The sequence below is a fragment of the Mycobacterium sp. 1164985.4 genome (genome assembly GCF_001668575.1).
In the GTDB taxonomy this organism is placed as follows: Bacteria; Actinomycetota; Actinomycetes; order Mycobacteriales; family Mycobacteriaceae; genus Mycobacterium.
Map to the genome: position 1 here is coordinate 21,475 of NZ_LZMD01000075.1, position 15,402 is coordinate 36,876.

Consider the following 15,402-nt stretch of genomic DNA (forward strand, 5'->3'; position numbering starts at 1 on the left):
GCCTACTCGCCGATACTCAGACGTGCGTGGACCGCGCTGATCGCGGCGGCCATGTCCTCACCGTTGATCTCGGACAGTTGCTCGTCGCCGAGGCTTTCGATGTCCAGCGACCGGGCCAACCGCATGTCGCGGTTCTGTTCGGAGGCCTCGACCAGCTGGCGGGCGTAGCGGCCGTTGCCCGCGATGTCGAGCGCGGGCTTGCTGTTGAGAGACCGGCTGCTCAGCAGCGTGGCCGCCTCTCGCACCTGCTTGGCTGCCTGATCGTTGAGCGACGAGTCATTCGCCCGCGCAATGACTTCGGCGATCTCGACGATCTCGTCGGGGGTGTACGAGTCGAACTCGATGCGGGTGGCGAAGCGCGACCGGAGGCCGTCGTTGGATTCGAGCAGGCGGTCGATGTCCGCGCTGTAGCCGGCGATGATCACCACCAGCCTGTCGCGGTCATTCTCCATCCGGGCCAGCAGTGTCTCCAGCGCCTCGGTGCCGAACGGGTCGGCGCGCCCGTCGCGTTCCTGCACCAGGGTGTAGGCCTCGTCGATGAACAACACGCCGCCGAGGGCGCGGTCGATGGTGCGGCTGGTCTTGACCGCCGACTGGCCCTCGTACTCGGCGACGAAGTCCCTTCGGGACGACTCGACGAGCTTCGGCTCGGCGATGACGCCAAGGCCGGCAAGGATATTCGCCACGACGCGGGCGATCGTCGTCTTCCCGGTTCCGGGCGGCCCGGCGAAGATCATGTGCTTGGACGTCTGCGCGACCTTCATCCCGCGCGCCGCGCGGATCTTCGCCATCTGCGTGGCGGCGCGGTAGGCCTCGATCTGTTCCTTGACCCTCGTCAACCCGATCTGACGGTCGAGTTCGGCCTGCGCCTCGGCGAGTAACCGCTCCCGGCCGGTGGTGTCGGCCTCGACGCTGTTCGGGTCCCACGGATCCTTGCGGGCCGCGATCTGCTCCGCGGTGGTCGTGGTGAGCCGGTACGACGGGTCGCGCAACGCCTCAATGACTTTCGGGTCCGGGTGCGTGGCCTGCATCCACTCGAGTAGCGCGAGCGCGGACTCTTCGTTGCCTTGGCTACGGCGGGTCATCGCCAGGAACCACGCGATCGCGGGTGCGCACGCCTCCCCGGCGGGCGAGGAGTTGGACTCGGTGAGTCGCCGCTCGGCCTCGGTGAACAGTCCGAGGTTGGCCGCCGCGACACCGTGCGCCACACCCGCTGCCGCCGCAAGGAACTTGTCGGGCCAGGCGCCGGCACCGCGAACCTGGTCGATCACATCGGTCCAGCGTTCCGCGGCACCGTAGATCACGGCCTTGATCCAGGACACTAGATGCTCGGCGCCGGCGGCGGGGGCGTCCTCGAGCGCCTCCATCGCGTCGGCGTAATTGCCGATCGACGCTTCGTTGGCCGCAAATCCCATGGTGATGGCCAACGGCGAGTTGACCGGGTAGGTGATGTCGCCGAACCGTCCGCCGATCGGCACCCGCGCGTTGAGGCTGTTCATCGAGATCTCCGCCGCGCCGGCGAGTTGGCCGAAGTTGGCCCGCGAGTACCACGCCCGGAACAGCGTGACCCTGTCCGTGTCGCCGCAGCGGATGCGTCCCACCCACGCATCGCAGGCGGATTCGTCGAAATTGGTGATCTCCGTGAAGATTTCGAATGATCGCGCCGGTGTGCTGGCCAGCATTCCGACCGCACTTCCGAACAGGCTCGCGAGATGCTCAGTCATGGTCACCGGCATATCGTGTCGAGAACACCCGTGCGCGTTCGGCGCGGGCCTGTTCGGGGCTGGGCAATCCGAGGTCGCGGGTGAGGAAGTCGCGGGTCGCCGCGTCGTCGTGACCCTGTTCGCGCATGCCCTCGAGCATGCTGGCGTACTGCGCCGACTGGGCGTCCCGGGCGGCGAGACCCGCCACGACGACGACCTCGTCGGCGAGCACGGACTCGGTCAGGCCGCCGGCCTTTTCGGATAGGCCGATGCGGCTGATGCGACCGTCGAGGAAGGCGCTCACCGAAACCGTACCGGGCGGGTTCGTCACGGTCACAACGGAATCCGGCGATTGCGCGGCGTCGTCCTCGGCGTGTCCGTAGACATCCAACACATCGAGAACTGATTCCTCGGGCGCGCCGGGAGGGCCGAAATCCAGCGCGGCCATATCGTCACGCTCGTCATCGAAGTCGCGCGGCGACGTCTCATCCGCCATTCGCGGCCTCCGCTGACTCGAGCGTGGCATGGTCGAACCACTTGCCCGACGGCAGGAATTCGATCAACCCGTCCAGTGCCCGCGCCAGGTTGTCGGCGCTGCCCGGCAGGAAGCTCCCGTACAGCTCACCGCTGACGCGGCGCGGGATCGACACGATCCGGCCGTACTTCGAGTCGAGCACGCCTGCCGCGACGTCGGCCTGTGTGAACGTGCCGCCGGGATGCCGCTCGATCGCGGTGATCTCCGCCCAACTGTCCGGGCCGGCGATGATGTCGGCGTATGCGCGCGCCGAAGACGGGCCGATGCCGTAAGCGGCGATCTGGTTTGCGTCGCGGCACTCGGCGAGTTTGCTCGCCACACCGGTGAGCGGTTCGACGTCCGCAGGCGTGGCGGTACCGAGGACGGTCATCACCATGCCCGCCAGACCAACCTGCGGGGCCACCCGCTGCAGCACCAGCATGTCGCCGTCACGAGCGGCGACGACATGGCGGTCGCCCTTTCGGCAGACCACGAAACGAATGAGCTTGCCGCCGACGTCGCGCCGCCACCAGCGCGCCTCCAGCGTGCGGTCCGCTCGGCTCAAGGTGTCGACCATGGCAGCCACCTCGGGATGGGGCTGGCCGAAGACGTCGAGCACGCCCTGCGCGGTCAGGTCGCGAGCGACCTGCTCCCAGACACGGTCGCGCAGTTCGGGCTGCGGGATGTTCTGCCGGATGCCCAACGCCGTCGGAAACTCCATGAGGCCGAGCCGGTCGGCGATCACCAGGATGCCGTCGATGGTGACTTCGACACCGACGACGTCGTCGATGTGCGTGGCGTCGGGGCTCACGTCCGATCCGCCTGCATCTGCGCGTTCAACACCGAGGCCGCCGCCTCATCGGTCCGGTCGTAGTGCGCGAGCGCGTCAGCGAGCGTGTCGGACAGCGCCGCGGATGCGTCGACCAGCTTGGCGCCCGCGCGCCCCCGCGAGTCCAGCACGGTCCCGAGCGCGCCGGCGGTAGAGGCCGCGATGTCGCCGTGGGTGTTCCTGACCGCTTCACCGATCTCCTCGGCGGCGCGTGCCGTCGCCATGGCGTCCGAAGCGGTGCGCGCATGGCGGGCCGCCAGGTCCGCGAGGTGAGTGGCGGAGACGCGCACATCGTCACCCGACATGACGTTTGCCCCTCTCCTTCGTCGTGCGGTGGCGGGCGGTGCTCGCTACCGCCACCGTTTGCGCACAGACCCCGAGTCTTTTGCCGCGGATCAGCTACACGCGGCCGGAGCCGAACGCGCAGGCCCCGTCGCCGCGAGCCAGCGTACCAGCGGTTCAGCGGTGCTCATGACACGGAATTTCGTTGCATTGATCAGCACCCTCGGCACGTGCGGGGAACTCCTAGTTAATCCCCACAGTGGGATTTCGGCGGCATAAGACGGCCTATGGCGAGATCAGCAAATGCTGAGTCTCAGGTCTGGCCCGCTCCGTACGTGGTGAGACCTGCATCGAGCGTCAACACTGGCAAGTTACGCAGACGATAATTTTGGCGCCGCCCAATCGGACCTCGCAGCAGCCCTCGCCACCGCCACCGAGCCGCCTTTGGTGTTTGCTGGAAGCGCGGTCGACGGGCGCCTGGAACAGTGGTCGATACTGGGGCGGGGACCCGCGACACGAGCTGGAGGAGATCGCATTGACGGACCGCGATGACGCGCTGCGACGAGAACTCGGCTGGGCGAGCTCGGAGGAAGCCGCCGATGAGCCGTCGCCCTCCGAACCGGAGGCCACGCCGGCGCCCCCTCCGGGATTCCCAGATCCGGAACCGCAACGCACCACGTTCCGTGAGCAGCCTGCGCGGTTCGGTCCGCCACCCGACTCGCTCGGCGACACCGGGCCCGTGCCCGTCGCAACCCGTCCCGATCCACGGATGTGGGGCCACCCCACTCGTCAGCAGCCGGCTCCCAGGGCACCGCAGCAGCCCGGGCACCCGGCGCCGGGTCCGTGGGTGGGCCACGGCCTCCAGGCGCCGGGCCCGCAGGTCCCCCCGCAACCGGGTTCCTACGCCGAACGCATCAGGCCCGACGAGTTGGTTCCGCCCCGCAAGCCGGCGCCGAAGCGGGGTTGGCGGTTCGTTCTCTACCGGGCCACGTTCGGATCGGTGAACCTCGGCCCGGGTCCGGACGAGGTGCGCCAGGCCGAGTTGGAGGCCAAGATCCGCGGAGCGCTGCGGGGTCACTACAAGATCGGCGTGATGGGCAAGGGCGGGGTCGGCAAGACGACCGTCTCGGCGAGCCTCGGCTCGGTGTTCGCCGAACTGCGGCAGGACGACCGGGTGGTGGCGATCGACGCGGACACCGCGTTCGGCAAGCTCGGCAGCCGCGTCGACCCCAGGGCCCAGGGTTCGTACTGGGAGCTGGCGTCGGATCAGCACCTGGAGACCTTCGCCGATGTGCGCAGCCGTGTCGGCAACAACGCCGCCGGGTTGTTCGTGCTCGCCGGTGAAGGCGCCCCCGCGCGCCGCCGTGTACTCGACCCGGCGATCTATCGCGAGGCGGCCTCACGTCTGGACCGCTACTTCACGATCTCGATCATCGACTGCAGTTCGACCATGGACTCACCCGTCACGCAGGAGGTGTTGCGGGACCTGGACGCGATGGTCGTGGTGTCCTCACCGTGGGTCGACGGCGCGGCCGCGGCGGGCCAGACGTTGGACTGGTTGGCCGCTCGCGGGTTGACCCGGCTGCTGCAGAGCACTGTCATCGTCCTCAACGACTCCGACGGACACGCCGACAAGCGCACGCGTTCGATTCTGGCGCAACAGTTTTCGGGCCAGGGGCAGAGGGTTATCGAGGTTCCGTTCGACGGGCACCTGCGGCCCGGCGGCGTCATCGACGGAACCTCGCAGATGTCGACGAAGACCCGTCGCCGGTTCTTGGAGATCGCCGCCGCGTTGGCCGATCACTTCCCCAGCAGCGACGACCGTAGCCGCGAGCGGTACTGACGCGCTCAGCCGAGCTCGTCGATCAGCGCCGCGATTGCCTGCGCGGCTGCGGCTGACACCGGCTCCCCCGCCTCGACGTGCACGATCTCGTCGTCGGAAACGCCTGCCGCTTGGGCGGTTTCGGAGATGGTGAGGTTCGCCCGGCGGCGCGCGGCGTAGAGGCGTTGGCCCAGGGTCGCGCCGGGAGAGTGTGCGGCGCGCAACGTCAGGTCGTCGTAGCGTGACCGCACCGCGCTCAACGCCTTGATCAGCGGCGGCGTCACCCGGCTGATCCGTGCCGCGCGCGCCGCCACGGCTTCCAACTGCCGAAGGTCGGCGAGGATCTGCGCCGCTTTCGGCGCGAACTCGGGATCCTCCGCTTCGGGCAACGCAGAGATCGCCGAATCGAACGTCCTCGCAGCGGTGATCACCGCTTCGGCGATCAACGGCACCTCGTCGCTCGCGTGCGTCGACACGGGACGGTGGTCGCCGGCGACCGGTTCTCCCCGCCGGAGCTTGGCGATCGTGCCCGGGGGCCAACGCAGGACCTCCTCGAGCTTTGCTCGGGTGCGCTCTCGCGGCCAGCTTCTGCCTTTCTCGAAGGCGATCAGGGCGCCGGCGTTGATGATGCCGTCGGCCGCCAGGCTGCGTTGGCTGATGTTGAGTTCCCGGCGCCGCGCGGCGGCCGCCGCCCCGGCCCGCGCCATCCCCGGATCGGGTGCCTCGGCCGATCCGTCGGTCGACTCCGGATTGGTCATGGGGGCGGCGGTCCTCGAAGCGGGCGGATGAGACGGCGCCGTAATCGTATCCGTCGTTACGTAGCGCGCTACGGCTTGGAGCGGCGTGGCGTGGATCCAGTCGTGGCGATGCTCCGGTTCTGCTGCGGTTCGCACGTCCGCTGCTACGTTTATGCCTGGGTCTGAGCCCGTAAAACTCCATGTCAGAGCCCTCTTCTTGCAACGATCCAAGGGGAAGCACTCCATAACTGTTGTGTCGCTACGGTTTATGCGCTACGTTTTCGACCAATGCAGCCGACGCGCTGCACTCAGCACGAAGGAGTTCGCAGATGCACACGACTGAATCGGATGAGATGCCCGTCGGCGCATGCACCAGGGATCCGGAGAGATGGACCACGTCGGCCGACGAACAGGCCAAGGCGATCTGCCGGGCGTGCCCCCGCCGGTGGCTGTGCGCACGGGAAGCCTGCGAGCTACCGCGCGCCGAAGGCCTTTGGGCGGGCATCTACGTGCCCGAGGGAGGACGCGGTCGCACGTTTGCTCTGAGGCAGCTGAAATCGCTGGCCGAACGGCACGGGCAACCGGTCCGCGAACGTCGGTTCTACGCGGAATCCGCGTGACCATCGCTTCGCTCGCCGCCGCTCGGGGGGTCGGCGGCGGGCGACCACCCTCGGAATAACTCGCGGCCTGCCCCGGTTGATCGATGCGACGGTGTCGGGCATGCCCCGGGCCCCAACCACAATCGTCGCTTCGAGCGACCACTCGCCGAGAGGCGCAGGCGGCACCGTCCCCTTCTTCTCCCCCCGGCTACCAGGTGTCGACGAACCGTCGGCCTTGGCGCTCGGGGGCGTGCGCGGAGGCGGCGGTCAAGGTGTTGATGATGATCTCGCGGGTCTCCGCGGGGTCGATCACGTCGTCGATCTCGAACAGTGCAGCGGCGTTGAGCGCCTTGGCGTTTTCCTGCGCGGCCGCCGTCGCCTGCCGGACCCGCTCCTCGCGCTCGTCGTCGTCGGCGATCGCCTCGAGCTCCTTGCGCATCCCCAACCGAACCGCGCCCTCCAGGCCCATCGGTCCCAGGTGCGCCCCCGACCACGCCACCGTCAGCGCCGGCTCGCGCAGGCTGCCGCCGGTCATCGCCTGGGCGCCCAATCCGTAGCCGCGACGCAGGATCACCGCGATCAGCGGCACCTCGAGCGACGCTCCGGCGACCAGCATCCGCGATGCGCGGCGCACCAGCGCCTCGGACTCGGCCGCCGGGCCCACCATGTAGCCGGGGCAGTCGACCAGCGACAGCACCGGCAGCCCGAACGCGTCGCACAGCTGCAGGAATCGCGCCGCCTTGTCGGCGGCGGCGGCCGTGATCGCGCCGGCCATCACCATCGTGTTGTTCGCGATGACGCCGACCGGTCTGCCGTGAATGCGCGCCAGCGCCGTCACCATCTCCGGCGCGAACTTCGTCCGCAGGAACGTCGCCGAACCCTCGTCGGCGATCGTCTCGATGATCGGCGCGACCTGATAGGCCCGGCGGGCACGCTCCGGAACGATTGTGCGCAAACGGGTCTGGTCGGTGACCCGACCCGGTTCGGTGCTGCCCTGGAAATAGCCGAGCAGCCGTTTGGTCACCGCGACCGCCTCGGCCTCGTCGGCTACGACCACGTCGACAACGCCGTTGGGGGCCTGCATGCTGATCGGTCCAACCTCGTCGGGTGGCACGTCGCCGAGCCCGCCGCCGGCGATCATCGCGGGTCCACCCATACCGATGGACGTGTTCTCGGTCGCGACCATCAGGTCCGCGCATCCGGCGATGACGGCGTTGCCCGCGAAGCAGCGGCCGTGCACGACCGCGATCCGCGGCACCACGCCCGACAGCGCCGCCCACAGCTTGAACGCACGGGCGTCGAGCGCCGAGACGGACGGGATGTCGGTGTCGCCCGGGCGCCCGCCGCCGCCCTCGGCGAAGAACACCGTCGGCAGCCGCAGCCGCTCGATCAGCTCGAACAGCCGGTCCTTCTTGCGGTGGCCCAGCGCCCCCTGCGTCCCCGCGAGCACCGTGTAGTCGTAGGACAGCACCGCGCACGCGCTGCGCTCGTCGCCGAAGAGGTCGCCGTTGACGCGTGCCGTGCCGGCCACCAGACCGTCGGCGGGGGTGCGGGCGATCAGGTCGTCGAGGTCGCGACGGTGCCGCTGCGCCGCGATCGCGAAGCGCCCGTATTCGACGAACGAACCGTCGTCGACGAGGTCGGCGATGTTCTCCCGCGCCGTCCTGGCGTTCGCCGCATGTCGCCTGGCCACAGCGTCCGGTCGGGCCGCGTCCTCGGTAAGTTCGCGGCGCCTCAGGAGCTCGGCGTGGTCGTCGCGCAGCGACTCGTCCCTCACGGCGTCCGATGCTAATCAGGCGACAACGGCGCGAGTTATCCACAGGCACTTCTCGCGGGATCCCAAACTGTCGGCCGTCGCGCTTAGCGTGCGGACATGACGAACTGGATCAACACAGTCAGCCGCGATCACGTCGAACTCGGCGTGCGCGGCCGCTTCACTCAGGCCAATCACGGCAAACCGCACATGCTGCGCAGGATGGCGCGCGGCGATTGGATCGTCTTCTACTCACCGCGCACCGTCTATCCCGACGGGCCGCCGTTGCAGGCGTTCACCGCGATCGGGCAGGTCGCCGACGACGAGCCCTACCTCGATCCCGCCTCTCCGGACGAGGAGCGGTGGCGGCGCAATGTCGACTTCCTCGACGCGAAGGAGACGCCGATCCGCCCACTCCTCGACCATCTGGACTTCATCGAGGACAAGACGCGGTGGGGTTACAAGTTCCGCTTCGGGGTTTTCAAGATCGGCGACGACGATTTGGAGGTGATCCGTTCGGCGATGACGGGCACGGGATAGACCTACTGTGGGTTGGTGAGCAACACCGACCCAGCTCCCACCGAAGTCGCCTGCGCGGCAGTCCCGTTCGCGGGTGTCCTACATCCGCGTGAGGTGCCGCTGGGCGGGCCGAGGGCGATCCGGGTGCGGCGCACGCTGCCGCAGCGTGATCGATCGCTGATCGGGGCGTGGTGCTTCGCCGACCACTACGGCCCACACGACGTCCGCGGCGGCACCGGTATGGATGTGCCACCGCACCCGCACACGGGATTGCAGACCGTCAGCTGGCTGTTCAGCGGCGAAGTCGAGCATCGCGACAGCGGCGGGGTGCACGCGATGGTGCGGCCCGGCGAGCTCAACCTGATGACGGCCGGCGCGGGCATCTGCCACTCGGAGGTGTCCACCGACGCGACCGCGATCCTGCACGGCGTGCAGTTGTGGGTGGCTCTGCCCGACGGCGCGCGCGACACCGAGCGCGGCTTCGAGCACTTCGTCCCGGCGCCGCGGGCGCACGACGGCGCAACGCTGCGGGTGTTCATCGGCGAACTCGGGGGCGAGCGGTCACCGGTGCACACGTTCACACCGCTGCTCGGCGCGCAGGTCGACCTCGAACCGAGCGCGGAGCTGACGCTGGAGGTCGATCGGGACTTCGAGCACGGCGTGCTGCTCGATCACGGCGACGTCGCGGTCGGTGACTCGGTGTTGGAGGTCGCCGATCTGGCGTTCCAGGCCGCAGGCACCGACCGGTTACACCTGACAAACCGCGGCGCAGAGCCCGCCCGGCTGGTGCTGCTCGGCGGGCCGCCCTTTCCCGAGGAACTGGTCATGTGGTGGAACTTCGTCGGCCGCAGCCATGAGGACATCGCGACGTACCGCGGGCAGTGGGAGGACGGCGACGACCGCTTCGGCGCCGTGCAGGGATACCGCGGAGCGGTGACGCGGCTGCCCGCTCCTCCGCTGCCCAATGCGACCTTGCGTCCGCGACGCAACCCGCGGGTATAGAGGAACCATGACGACCGACAAAACCGGGGCGCCCACCGAGGTGACCGCCGGAGCCGACCGCTACACCATCGCCGTCGAGGGGAAGAACGTCGGGCTTGCCGAGTTCGCCGACCGCGACGGTCAGCGCATCTTCACCCACACCGAGGTCGACAGCGACTTCGAGGGGCGCGGCCTGGCGACGATCCTGATCGGCGAGGCGCTGCAGAACACCCGCGACGCCGGGCTGCGCATCGTGCCCGTCTGCGAGATGGTGGCGTCCTACGTCAAAAAGCACGACGAGTACAGCGACGTCGTCGATCCGGTGTCGGACGACGTCGAGCAGTGGCTGGCTAATCGTTAGTCCGGCTAGCCCGCTATCGTCTTCGCGATGGTGGCCGCGTTCTTCACCCCCGATGGCGATGCCTTCGTGCCCTCGCCGATGGCGCGGGGCCCGTGGGGTCAGACGATCAGCGGCAACTACGCCGGCGGTCTGCTCGGACACGTCATCGAACGTGACGCCGGCGACCCGGACTTTCAGCCCACCCGCCTGACCGTCGACCTGTTCCGCCCCGCCGCGCTGGCCGCGGTCCGCGTCGAGACGTCCGTCGTCCGCGAGGGTCGGCGCCTGAAGCTCGTCGACGCGCTGATGACGCAGGGCGACACGACCGTCGCGCGTGCGACCGCCCTGTTCCTGCGACGCAGCGAACAACCCACCGACGAGATCTGGACGTCGCCGGTCACCATGCCGCCGCTGCCGCCGACACCCGATCCCATCCCCCGCGAACTCTCGACGCTGGTGTGGACCTACGGCAGGGACGGCCGCGAACCCGGGCCCGGCGAGGGCCTGATGAACTGGCAGCACTCGGGTCCGAAACACCTGTGGGTCCGCGACTTTCGACCGCTCGTCGACGGGGTTGAGCTCACCCCGTTCACCCGCGCCGCGATGGCCGGCGACATGGTGAGCTCGTTGACGCACTTCGGACCCAGCGGTCTGCAGTGGATCAACGCCGACTACACGCTGTCGCTGTCGCGGCTGCCGGAGGGTGCCTACCTCGGGCTCGCCGCGCTGACCCACTTCAGCGACGCGGGAGTGGCGACCGGCACCGCGACGATCGTCGACGAGTACGGGCCGATCGGCGGCGGCGTCGCCAACGCGCTGGCGAACCCGGGCTTCACTCCGCCTCGCATGTAGCTTGAAACCGCCCCTCTCGCACCGAGCTCAAAAACCCCTGCAACACAAGAAACACCCCGCGGTTTCCCGCGGGGTGCTTCGTGCCATCCATGTGGTCCGGGTCAGCTGATGCCGACAACCTCCTGGGCGATATCGGCCAGGCGCGTCTGCGCTGCCGACACCAACCGCTGGCGGTTCTTGTGCATCTCCTCGTAGGCGATGATCGTGCGGATGTCCGACGGATCGTCGAGATCCTTCACCGCCGCGACCGCGTCGCTGAGGTTGAGATCCTCGTATCCGGCGATCGGCAGCTCGTCGGCGTCGACGACACCACCCTCGGCACGGGCCTTGTGCAGCGCGTCGGCCGCATCGCCGGCACCCTCGCGGCGGACGACCTTCTCGGCGCTGCGCAGCGCACCGTCACGCGACGCACCGAGCGCCTTGAACGTGATCTCGCTGGCGCGCTGGGCCCGCTCACGCAGGTCGTCGACGGCCGGTCCGGCCGAGCGCAACAGCTCCGCGAGCCGCTCGACCGACTGAGCCGACCACTGACCCGGCAGGTTGACCAGCTTCACCGCGGTGCCCGCGGCGGCCTGCAGCGGGGTGCGCTGCAGCGCGGCCGGGCCGCCGAGCGCGTCCTCGGCCAGAACCGTGGTCAGCCAGCTCACCGTCGCGGAGTGCGCGGTGATCAGGCGATCTGCGAGCTCCTGTACGTCGGGCTTCTTCGCGGCCACCGCGAGCGCCTTGATGTAGCGGGCGCGGTCGAGCAGCTGATCCTCGAGCGCCAGGTCGCCCAGCAGCGCCTCGTCGAAGGGCTGGGCTTGCTCGGTCAGCGCCTTCACCGCTGCGGCGGCGCGGCCCAGGAACGGGCCGATGGTGTCGGGGAATCCGCCCAGGTCGCGGATCGCCTTCTCGATCGCCTCGGCGCGGATGCGGCCGTTCTCGGCGTTCTGAGTCAGCTCGCGACGGACAGCCTCAGTGCGCGCCTGCGTGATCCGGGTTTCGGCGACCTGAATCTCGGTGTGCGTGAGGTCAAGAATCGTGCGCAACTGGTTCAGCAAGGTGGTGGTACTCATATGTAGAAATCGCCCCTTAAGCGTTGACGGTTTGGGTCGGCGCTGGGGTGCACCTGTCCAGTTGGCTACCCGGTCCGCGGGGGCGGCCGAACGCTTCAGGAGTGTGAGATGGATCGCACTCGGCGTGTCGTCAGCGCGGTTGCAGGATGACCACCGGGATCTCCCGGTCGGCCCACGCCTGATAGGTGTCGAAGTCGGCGTACGCCTCGACCAGCTTCGGCCACAGCCGGGCCTTTTGCTCGGGCGTCGCGGTCACCGCGCGCACGGCGCGGCGGTCCGAACCGATCTCGATGTAGGCGTCCGGATTCGCGACCAGATTGCGGTACCACTGCGGATCGGTGTCGCTGCCGCCCTTCGAGGCCACCACGATGACGTCATCGCCGTCGTTGATGAACACCAGCGGCGACACCAGCCGTCGGCCGGACTTGCGCCCGATGTGCTCGAGCAGCAGCGTCGGCACCGGCTTCTTGAACCCCGCGCCCACCCGCCAGTTCGCGCCGATCTTGCCGCCGGTGCGGCGGTACACCCACACGTGCGCCTTGCCCGCATACTTCATGACCCGCTCGACGACGGGCGAGTTCAGCTGCTTTGGCTTGTTGTTCGGATCCATGCGATCAACCTAGGTATTGGGCCGTGCTGCCGCCCAGCGGCATCGCCGGCATGCCGAGCTTGCGGTGGTCCCAACTTCGTGTGCGCAGCGGCACCACCCGCACGCAGATGCGGTTGTTCATCATCTGATCGACGAACGGCCGCATCTCGTCGGAGTACGGTCCTGTGTAGCGCTCCCAAACGCTGATGCCCACGCGCAGAACTGTTTCGGGGTCGTCGACGATCTCGGCCCTGCCGTCGATCGAGACGCCCCGCAGCGTGTCGTAGGTGTCGCCGTCCTCGATCATCACGGTGACCGTCGGATTGCGGCGCAGGTTGACCGCCTTCTGGGACTTGGCTTTCGTCTCGAACCAGATCTCGCCGTCGAGAACGGCGTACCACATCGCGACCAGGTGCGGCCGCCCGTCGGGCAGCACGGTCGCCATTGTGGCGGTGCGGCTGCGTTCGATGAATTCAGTGATCTCGTCGTCGGACATGACGATCTTCGCGCGTTCGTTCTTGCCCACGGTCCGATCTTGTCAGGTCACCGCAGCGACGACGGTCACCGGGATGCCGTTGAGTGCCCCGTTGCCGGACGGTTCGTCGACGAACGTCGGCGGCGACAGGATGTTGGTGTTCACGCCGGGCGCCTGATTGGCGACGGACATCCGCGTGCCGGGCTTGCCGTGGCCCCAGCCGTGCGGCATCGAGACGACGCCGGGCTTGATCGCGTCCGTCACCTCGACCGGCACCTCGATCTGCCCGCCGTCCGAGCTCACGCGCACGAGGTCGCCGGTCGCGACGCCGCGTTTGACCGCGTCGTCGGTGTGCATCAGCAGCGTGCACCGGTCGCGGCCCTTCATCAGCGGCACGACGTTATGCAGCCAGGAATTGTTGGAGCGCAGGTGCCGTCGGCTCACCAACACCAATTCGTCCGGCGCACGGTCCAGGCGCGCAGCCAACCGGGGCAGGTCGTCGAGCAGGTACTGCGGAGCCAGCCGGATCTTCTGGTCGGCGGTGCCGAGCACCTCGGGGACCCGCGCCACCATCGGCCCGAGGTTGACGCCGTTGGGCTGCGCCTTGAGCTTCTCGAGCGTCAGACCGTCCGGGTTCTCCCCGTAGCGGTCACCGAACGGCCCGGTGCGCAACGTGAGGTCGAGGATGCGCTCGGGGCCGCCGTGGGTGTAATGCTTGCGGATCTCGGCACCGTCGAGGCCCTGGGTGAAGGCCATGTAATCGAAGAAGCCGTCGTCGATCGCGGTGACGTCGACATCCTCGGCCGGCGTGCCTGCGCACAGGCCGGTGAGCCGGATCAGGATCTCCCACTCCTGCGGCCGGTTGGGGTCCTCGGGCTCGAATACCGGCGGCGAGTAGTTCGCGATGCTGTTGATCGCGAAGTTGAGGATCAGGTCGTCGTGGTGGGGCTGCTCGAGAGGCGATGGCGCGGGCAGGATCACGTCGGCGTGCCGAGTGGTCTCGTTGATCCACATGTCGACCGCGATCATCGCGTCGAGCATCGGCAGCGCCTCGTCGAGCGTGTGACCGGCGGGCGTCGACAGCACCGGGTTGCCGGCCACGGTGATCAACGCCTTGATCTGCCCCTCCCCCGGCGTCGCGATCTCCTCGGCCAGGCACGACACCGGCACCTGCCCGAGCACCTCCTTGGCGCCGCGCACGCGGGTGCGGAAGCGGCCGAACTCCGGGGCGCCGTCCTCGAGCCCGGGGATCGGCTGCACGGTCACCGACCATGCGGCGGGCCGCGGGAACATCGCACCGCCGGGAGTGTCGAAGTGTCCGGTGAGGATGTTCACGACGTCCACGAGCCAGCTGGCCAGGCTGCCGAACTCCTGGTTGCACAACCCGATTCGGCCGTACACGACCGAGCGTTCGGTGCCGGCAAGCTCGCGAGCCAACCCCCTGATGCGCTCGGGGTCGATTCCGGTCACCGCGGCGACGCGCTCCGGCGGCCAGTCCGCGGCCACCTCGCGCATCCGCTCCAGCCCGTCGACGTGCGGGGCCAAGCGCCCGAGCGACACCAGGCCCTCGGCGAACAGCGTGTGCGCGACCGCCAACAGCAGCGCGGCGTCCGTGCCCGGGGTGATGGGCAGCCACTCGTCGGCCCTGCCCGCGGTTGCGGTGCGGACGGGGTCTATCACGATCACCCTGCCGCGCTTGCGGATCGAGTCGATGATGCCCATCACGTCGGGCGCGGCCAGCAGCGAGCCCTGCGAGGCGGCGGGGTTGGCACCCATGATCACCAGCAGGTCGGTGCGTGCGATGTCGGGTACGGGAAACGACCACCACCCGCCGTACATCAGGTGCGACGACAGGTTCTTCGGCCACTGGTCGACCGTGCCGGGCGAGTAGCTCAGCGGGATACCGGACATTCCCAACAGCACACCGGTGTAGCGGCCCAGCGAAAACGAGTGTGCGAGTGGGTTTCCCGTATAACAGGTGACCGCGCCGATGCCGTACTTCTCGATCACCGGCGCGAGCAGCTCGGTGCATCGCCGGAACGCGGCGTCCCAGCTCACCTCCCGCCACTGCCCGTCGACCTTGATCAGCGGGCGGCGGATCCGGTCGGGATCCTCGTGCACCGCGCCCAGCGTCGCGCCCTTCGGGCAGATGTGTCCGCGGCTCCAGGTGTCGTCGGGGTTGCCGCGGATGCCGGCGACGCGGCCGCCGTCGACGTGAATCTCCAACCCGCACATGGCCTCACACAGCGGGCAGGTGTACAGGTGCCGGCCGTCGTCTCCCGGCGCGGCGAGTGGCGTGGTGAGATCTGCGGTCACGCTGCCCTCCTCATCCGCGTTCGGCATCGCCTTTTG

General features: G+C 68.9%; 16 protein-coding genes. 6 read left to right on the plus strand and 10 right to left on the minus strand.

Translation table 11 applies throughout. The features are described 5' to 3' along the window. Positions 1–2: 2 nt before the first annotated feature. Genes eccA through A5650_RS16010 form a run of 4 tightly spaced genes read right to left on the minus strand, consistent with a single transcriptional unit; the run spans position 3 to position 3,351 of the window. Positions 3–1,724 (minus strand): type VII secretion AAA-ATPase EccA, encoded by a 1,722-nt coding sequence (gene eccA, locus A5650_RS15995; protein WP_067293505.1) that lies wholly within the window; start codon positions 1,722–1,724, stop codon positions 3–5. Beyond that, positions 1,717–2,199, minus strand: coding sequence for a secretion protein EspD (locus A5650_RS16000; RefSeq protein ID WP_067293325.1), 483 nt, complete (start codon positions 2,197–2,199; stop codon positions 1,717–1,719). The genes eccA and A5650_RS16000 overlap by 8 nt, the downstream gene beginning before the upstream one ends. Continuing rightward, entirely contained in the window at positions 2,189–3,028 is an 840-nt protein-coding gene (locus tag A5650_RS16005; protein ID WP_067293329.1) for an ESX secretion-associated protein EspG, read from the minus strand. Before A5650_RS16005 ends, A5650_RS16000 begins: the two co-directional genes overlap by 11 nt. Continuing rightward, positions 3,025–3,351, minus strand: coding sequence for a type VII secretion target (locus A5650_RS16010; protein WP_067293332.1), 327 nt, complete (start codon positions 3,349–3,351; stop codon positions 3,025–3,027). The genes A5650_RS16005 and A5650_RS16010 overlap by 4 nt, the downstream gene beginning before the upstream one ends. Before the next feature lie 512 nt (positions 3,352–3,863). On the opposite strand from A5650_RS16010, the gene A5650_RS16015 reads away from it, so the two are divergent. Beyond that, on the plus strand, positions 3,864–5,171 hold the full coding sequence (locus tag A5650_RS16015; RefSeq protein ID WP_067293508.1) for a MinD/ParA family ATP-binding protein: 1,308 nt from the start codon (positions 3,864–3,866) through the stop codon (positions 5,169–5,171). Positions 5,172–5,176: 5 nt separating this feature from the next. Here the strand turns inward: A5650_RS16015 and A5650_RS16020 are convergent, their stop codons facing one another. Beyond that, entirely contained in the window at positions 5,177–5,908 is a 732-nt protein-coding gene (locus tag A5650_RS16020; RefSeq protein WP_067293337.1) for a helix-turn-helix domain-containing protein, read from the minus strand. A 308-nt stretch (positions 5,909–6,216) separates the two neighbouring features. Between A5650_RS16020 and A5650_RS16025 the strand changes: the two genes are divergently transcribed. Beyond that, positions 6,217–6,507: a WhiB family transcriptional regulator gene (locus A5650_RS16025; protein ID WP_067293340.1), complete on the plus strand. Its 291-nt coding sequence runs from the start codon at positions 6,217–6,219 to the stop codon at positions 6,505–6,507. Between the two features lie 187 nt (positions 6,508–6,694). Here the strand turns inward: A5650_RS16025 and A5650_RS16030 are convergent, their stop codons facing one another. Next, positions 6,695–8,263, minus strand: coding sequence for an acyl-CoA carboxylase subunit beta (locus A5650_RS16030; RefSeq protein ID WP_067293343.1), 1,569 nt, complete (start codon positions 8,261–8,263; stop codon positions 6,695–6,697). A gap of 96 nt (positions 8,264–8,359) precedes the next feature. On the opposite strand from A5650_RS16030, the gene A5650_RS16035 reads away from it, so the two are divergent. The 4 genes from A5650_RS16035 to A5650_RS16050 are packed head-to-tail and all read left to right on the plus strand — an operon-like array spanning position 8,360 to position 10,931. Continuing rightward, a complete protein-coding gene (locus tag A5650_RS16035) occupies positions 8,360–8,779 on the plus strand; it encodes an EVE domain-containing protein (RefSeq protein ID WP_067293347.1) in 420 nt (139 codons plus the stop codon). A 15-nt stretch (positions 8,780–8,794) separates the two neighbouring features. Next, a complete protein-coding gene (locus A5650_RS16040; protein ID WP_067293350.1) occupies positions 8,795–9,760 on the plus strand; it encodes a pirin family protein in 966 nt (321 codons plus the stop codon). Between the two features lie 7 nt (positions 9,761–9,767). Then, positions 9,768–10,100 carry a GNAT family N-acetyltransferase gene (locus A5650_RS16045; RefSeq protein ID WP_067293353.1) on the plus strand — a complete coding sequence of 111 codons (333 nt, stop codon included), beginning with the start codon at positions 9,768–9,770 and terminating at the stop codon, positions 10,098–10,100. A gap of 27 nt (positions 10,101–10,127) precedes the next feature. Next, positions 10,128–10,931 carry an acyl-CoA thioesterase domain-containing protein gene (locus A5650_RS16050; protein WP_067293357.1) on the plus strand — a complete coding sequence of 268 codons (804 nt, stop codon included), beginning with the start codon at positions 10,128–10,130 and terminating at the stop codon, positions 10,929–10,931. A gap of 101 nt (positions 10,932–11,032) precedes the next feature. On the opposite strand, the gene A5650_RS16055 is transcribed toward A5650_RS16050, so the two are convergent. The 4 genes from A5650_RS16055 to A5650_RS16070 all read right to left on the minus strand — a co-directional run bounded on the left by A5650_RS16055 (position 11,033) and on the right by A5650_RS16070 (position 15,393). After that, complete coding sequence (locus tag A5650_RS16055) at positions 11,033–11,986, minus strand: hypothetical protein (protein WP_067293361.1); 954 nt, start codon at positions 11,984–11,986, stop codon at positions 11,033–11,035. 130 nt (positions 11,987–12,116) lie between these two features. Beyond that, entirely contained in the window at positions 12,117–12,596 is a 480-nt protein-coding gene (locus A5650_RS16060; protein WP_067293364.1) for a nitroreductase family deazaflavin-dependent oxidoreductase, read from the minus strand. A gap of 4 nt (positions 12,597–12,600) precedes the next feature. Beyond that, a complete protein-coding gene (locus A5650_RS16065; RefSeq protein WP_067293366.1) occupies positions 12,601–13,101 on the minus strand; it encodes a pyridoxamine 5'-phosphate oxidase family protein in 501 nt (166 codons plus the stop codon). 12 nt (positions 13,102–13,113) lie between these two features. Then, positions 13,114–15,393, minus strand: a complete 2,280-nt coding sequence (locus A5650_RS16070) for a molybdopterin-dependent oxidoreductase (RefSeq protein ID WP_067293368.1) — start codon at positions 15,391–15,393, stop codon at positions 13,114–13,116. Positions 15,394–15,402: the final 9 nt, after the last annotated feature.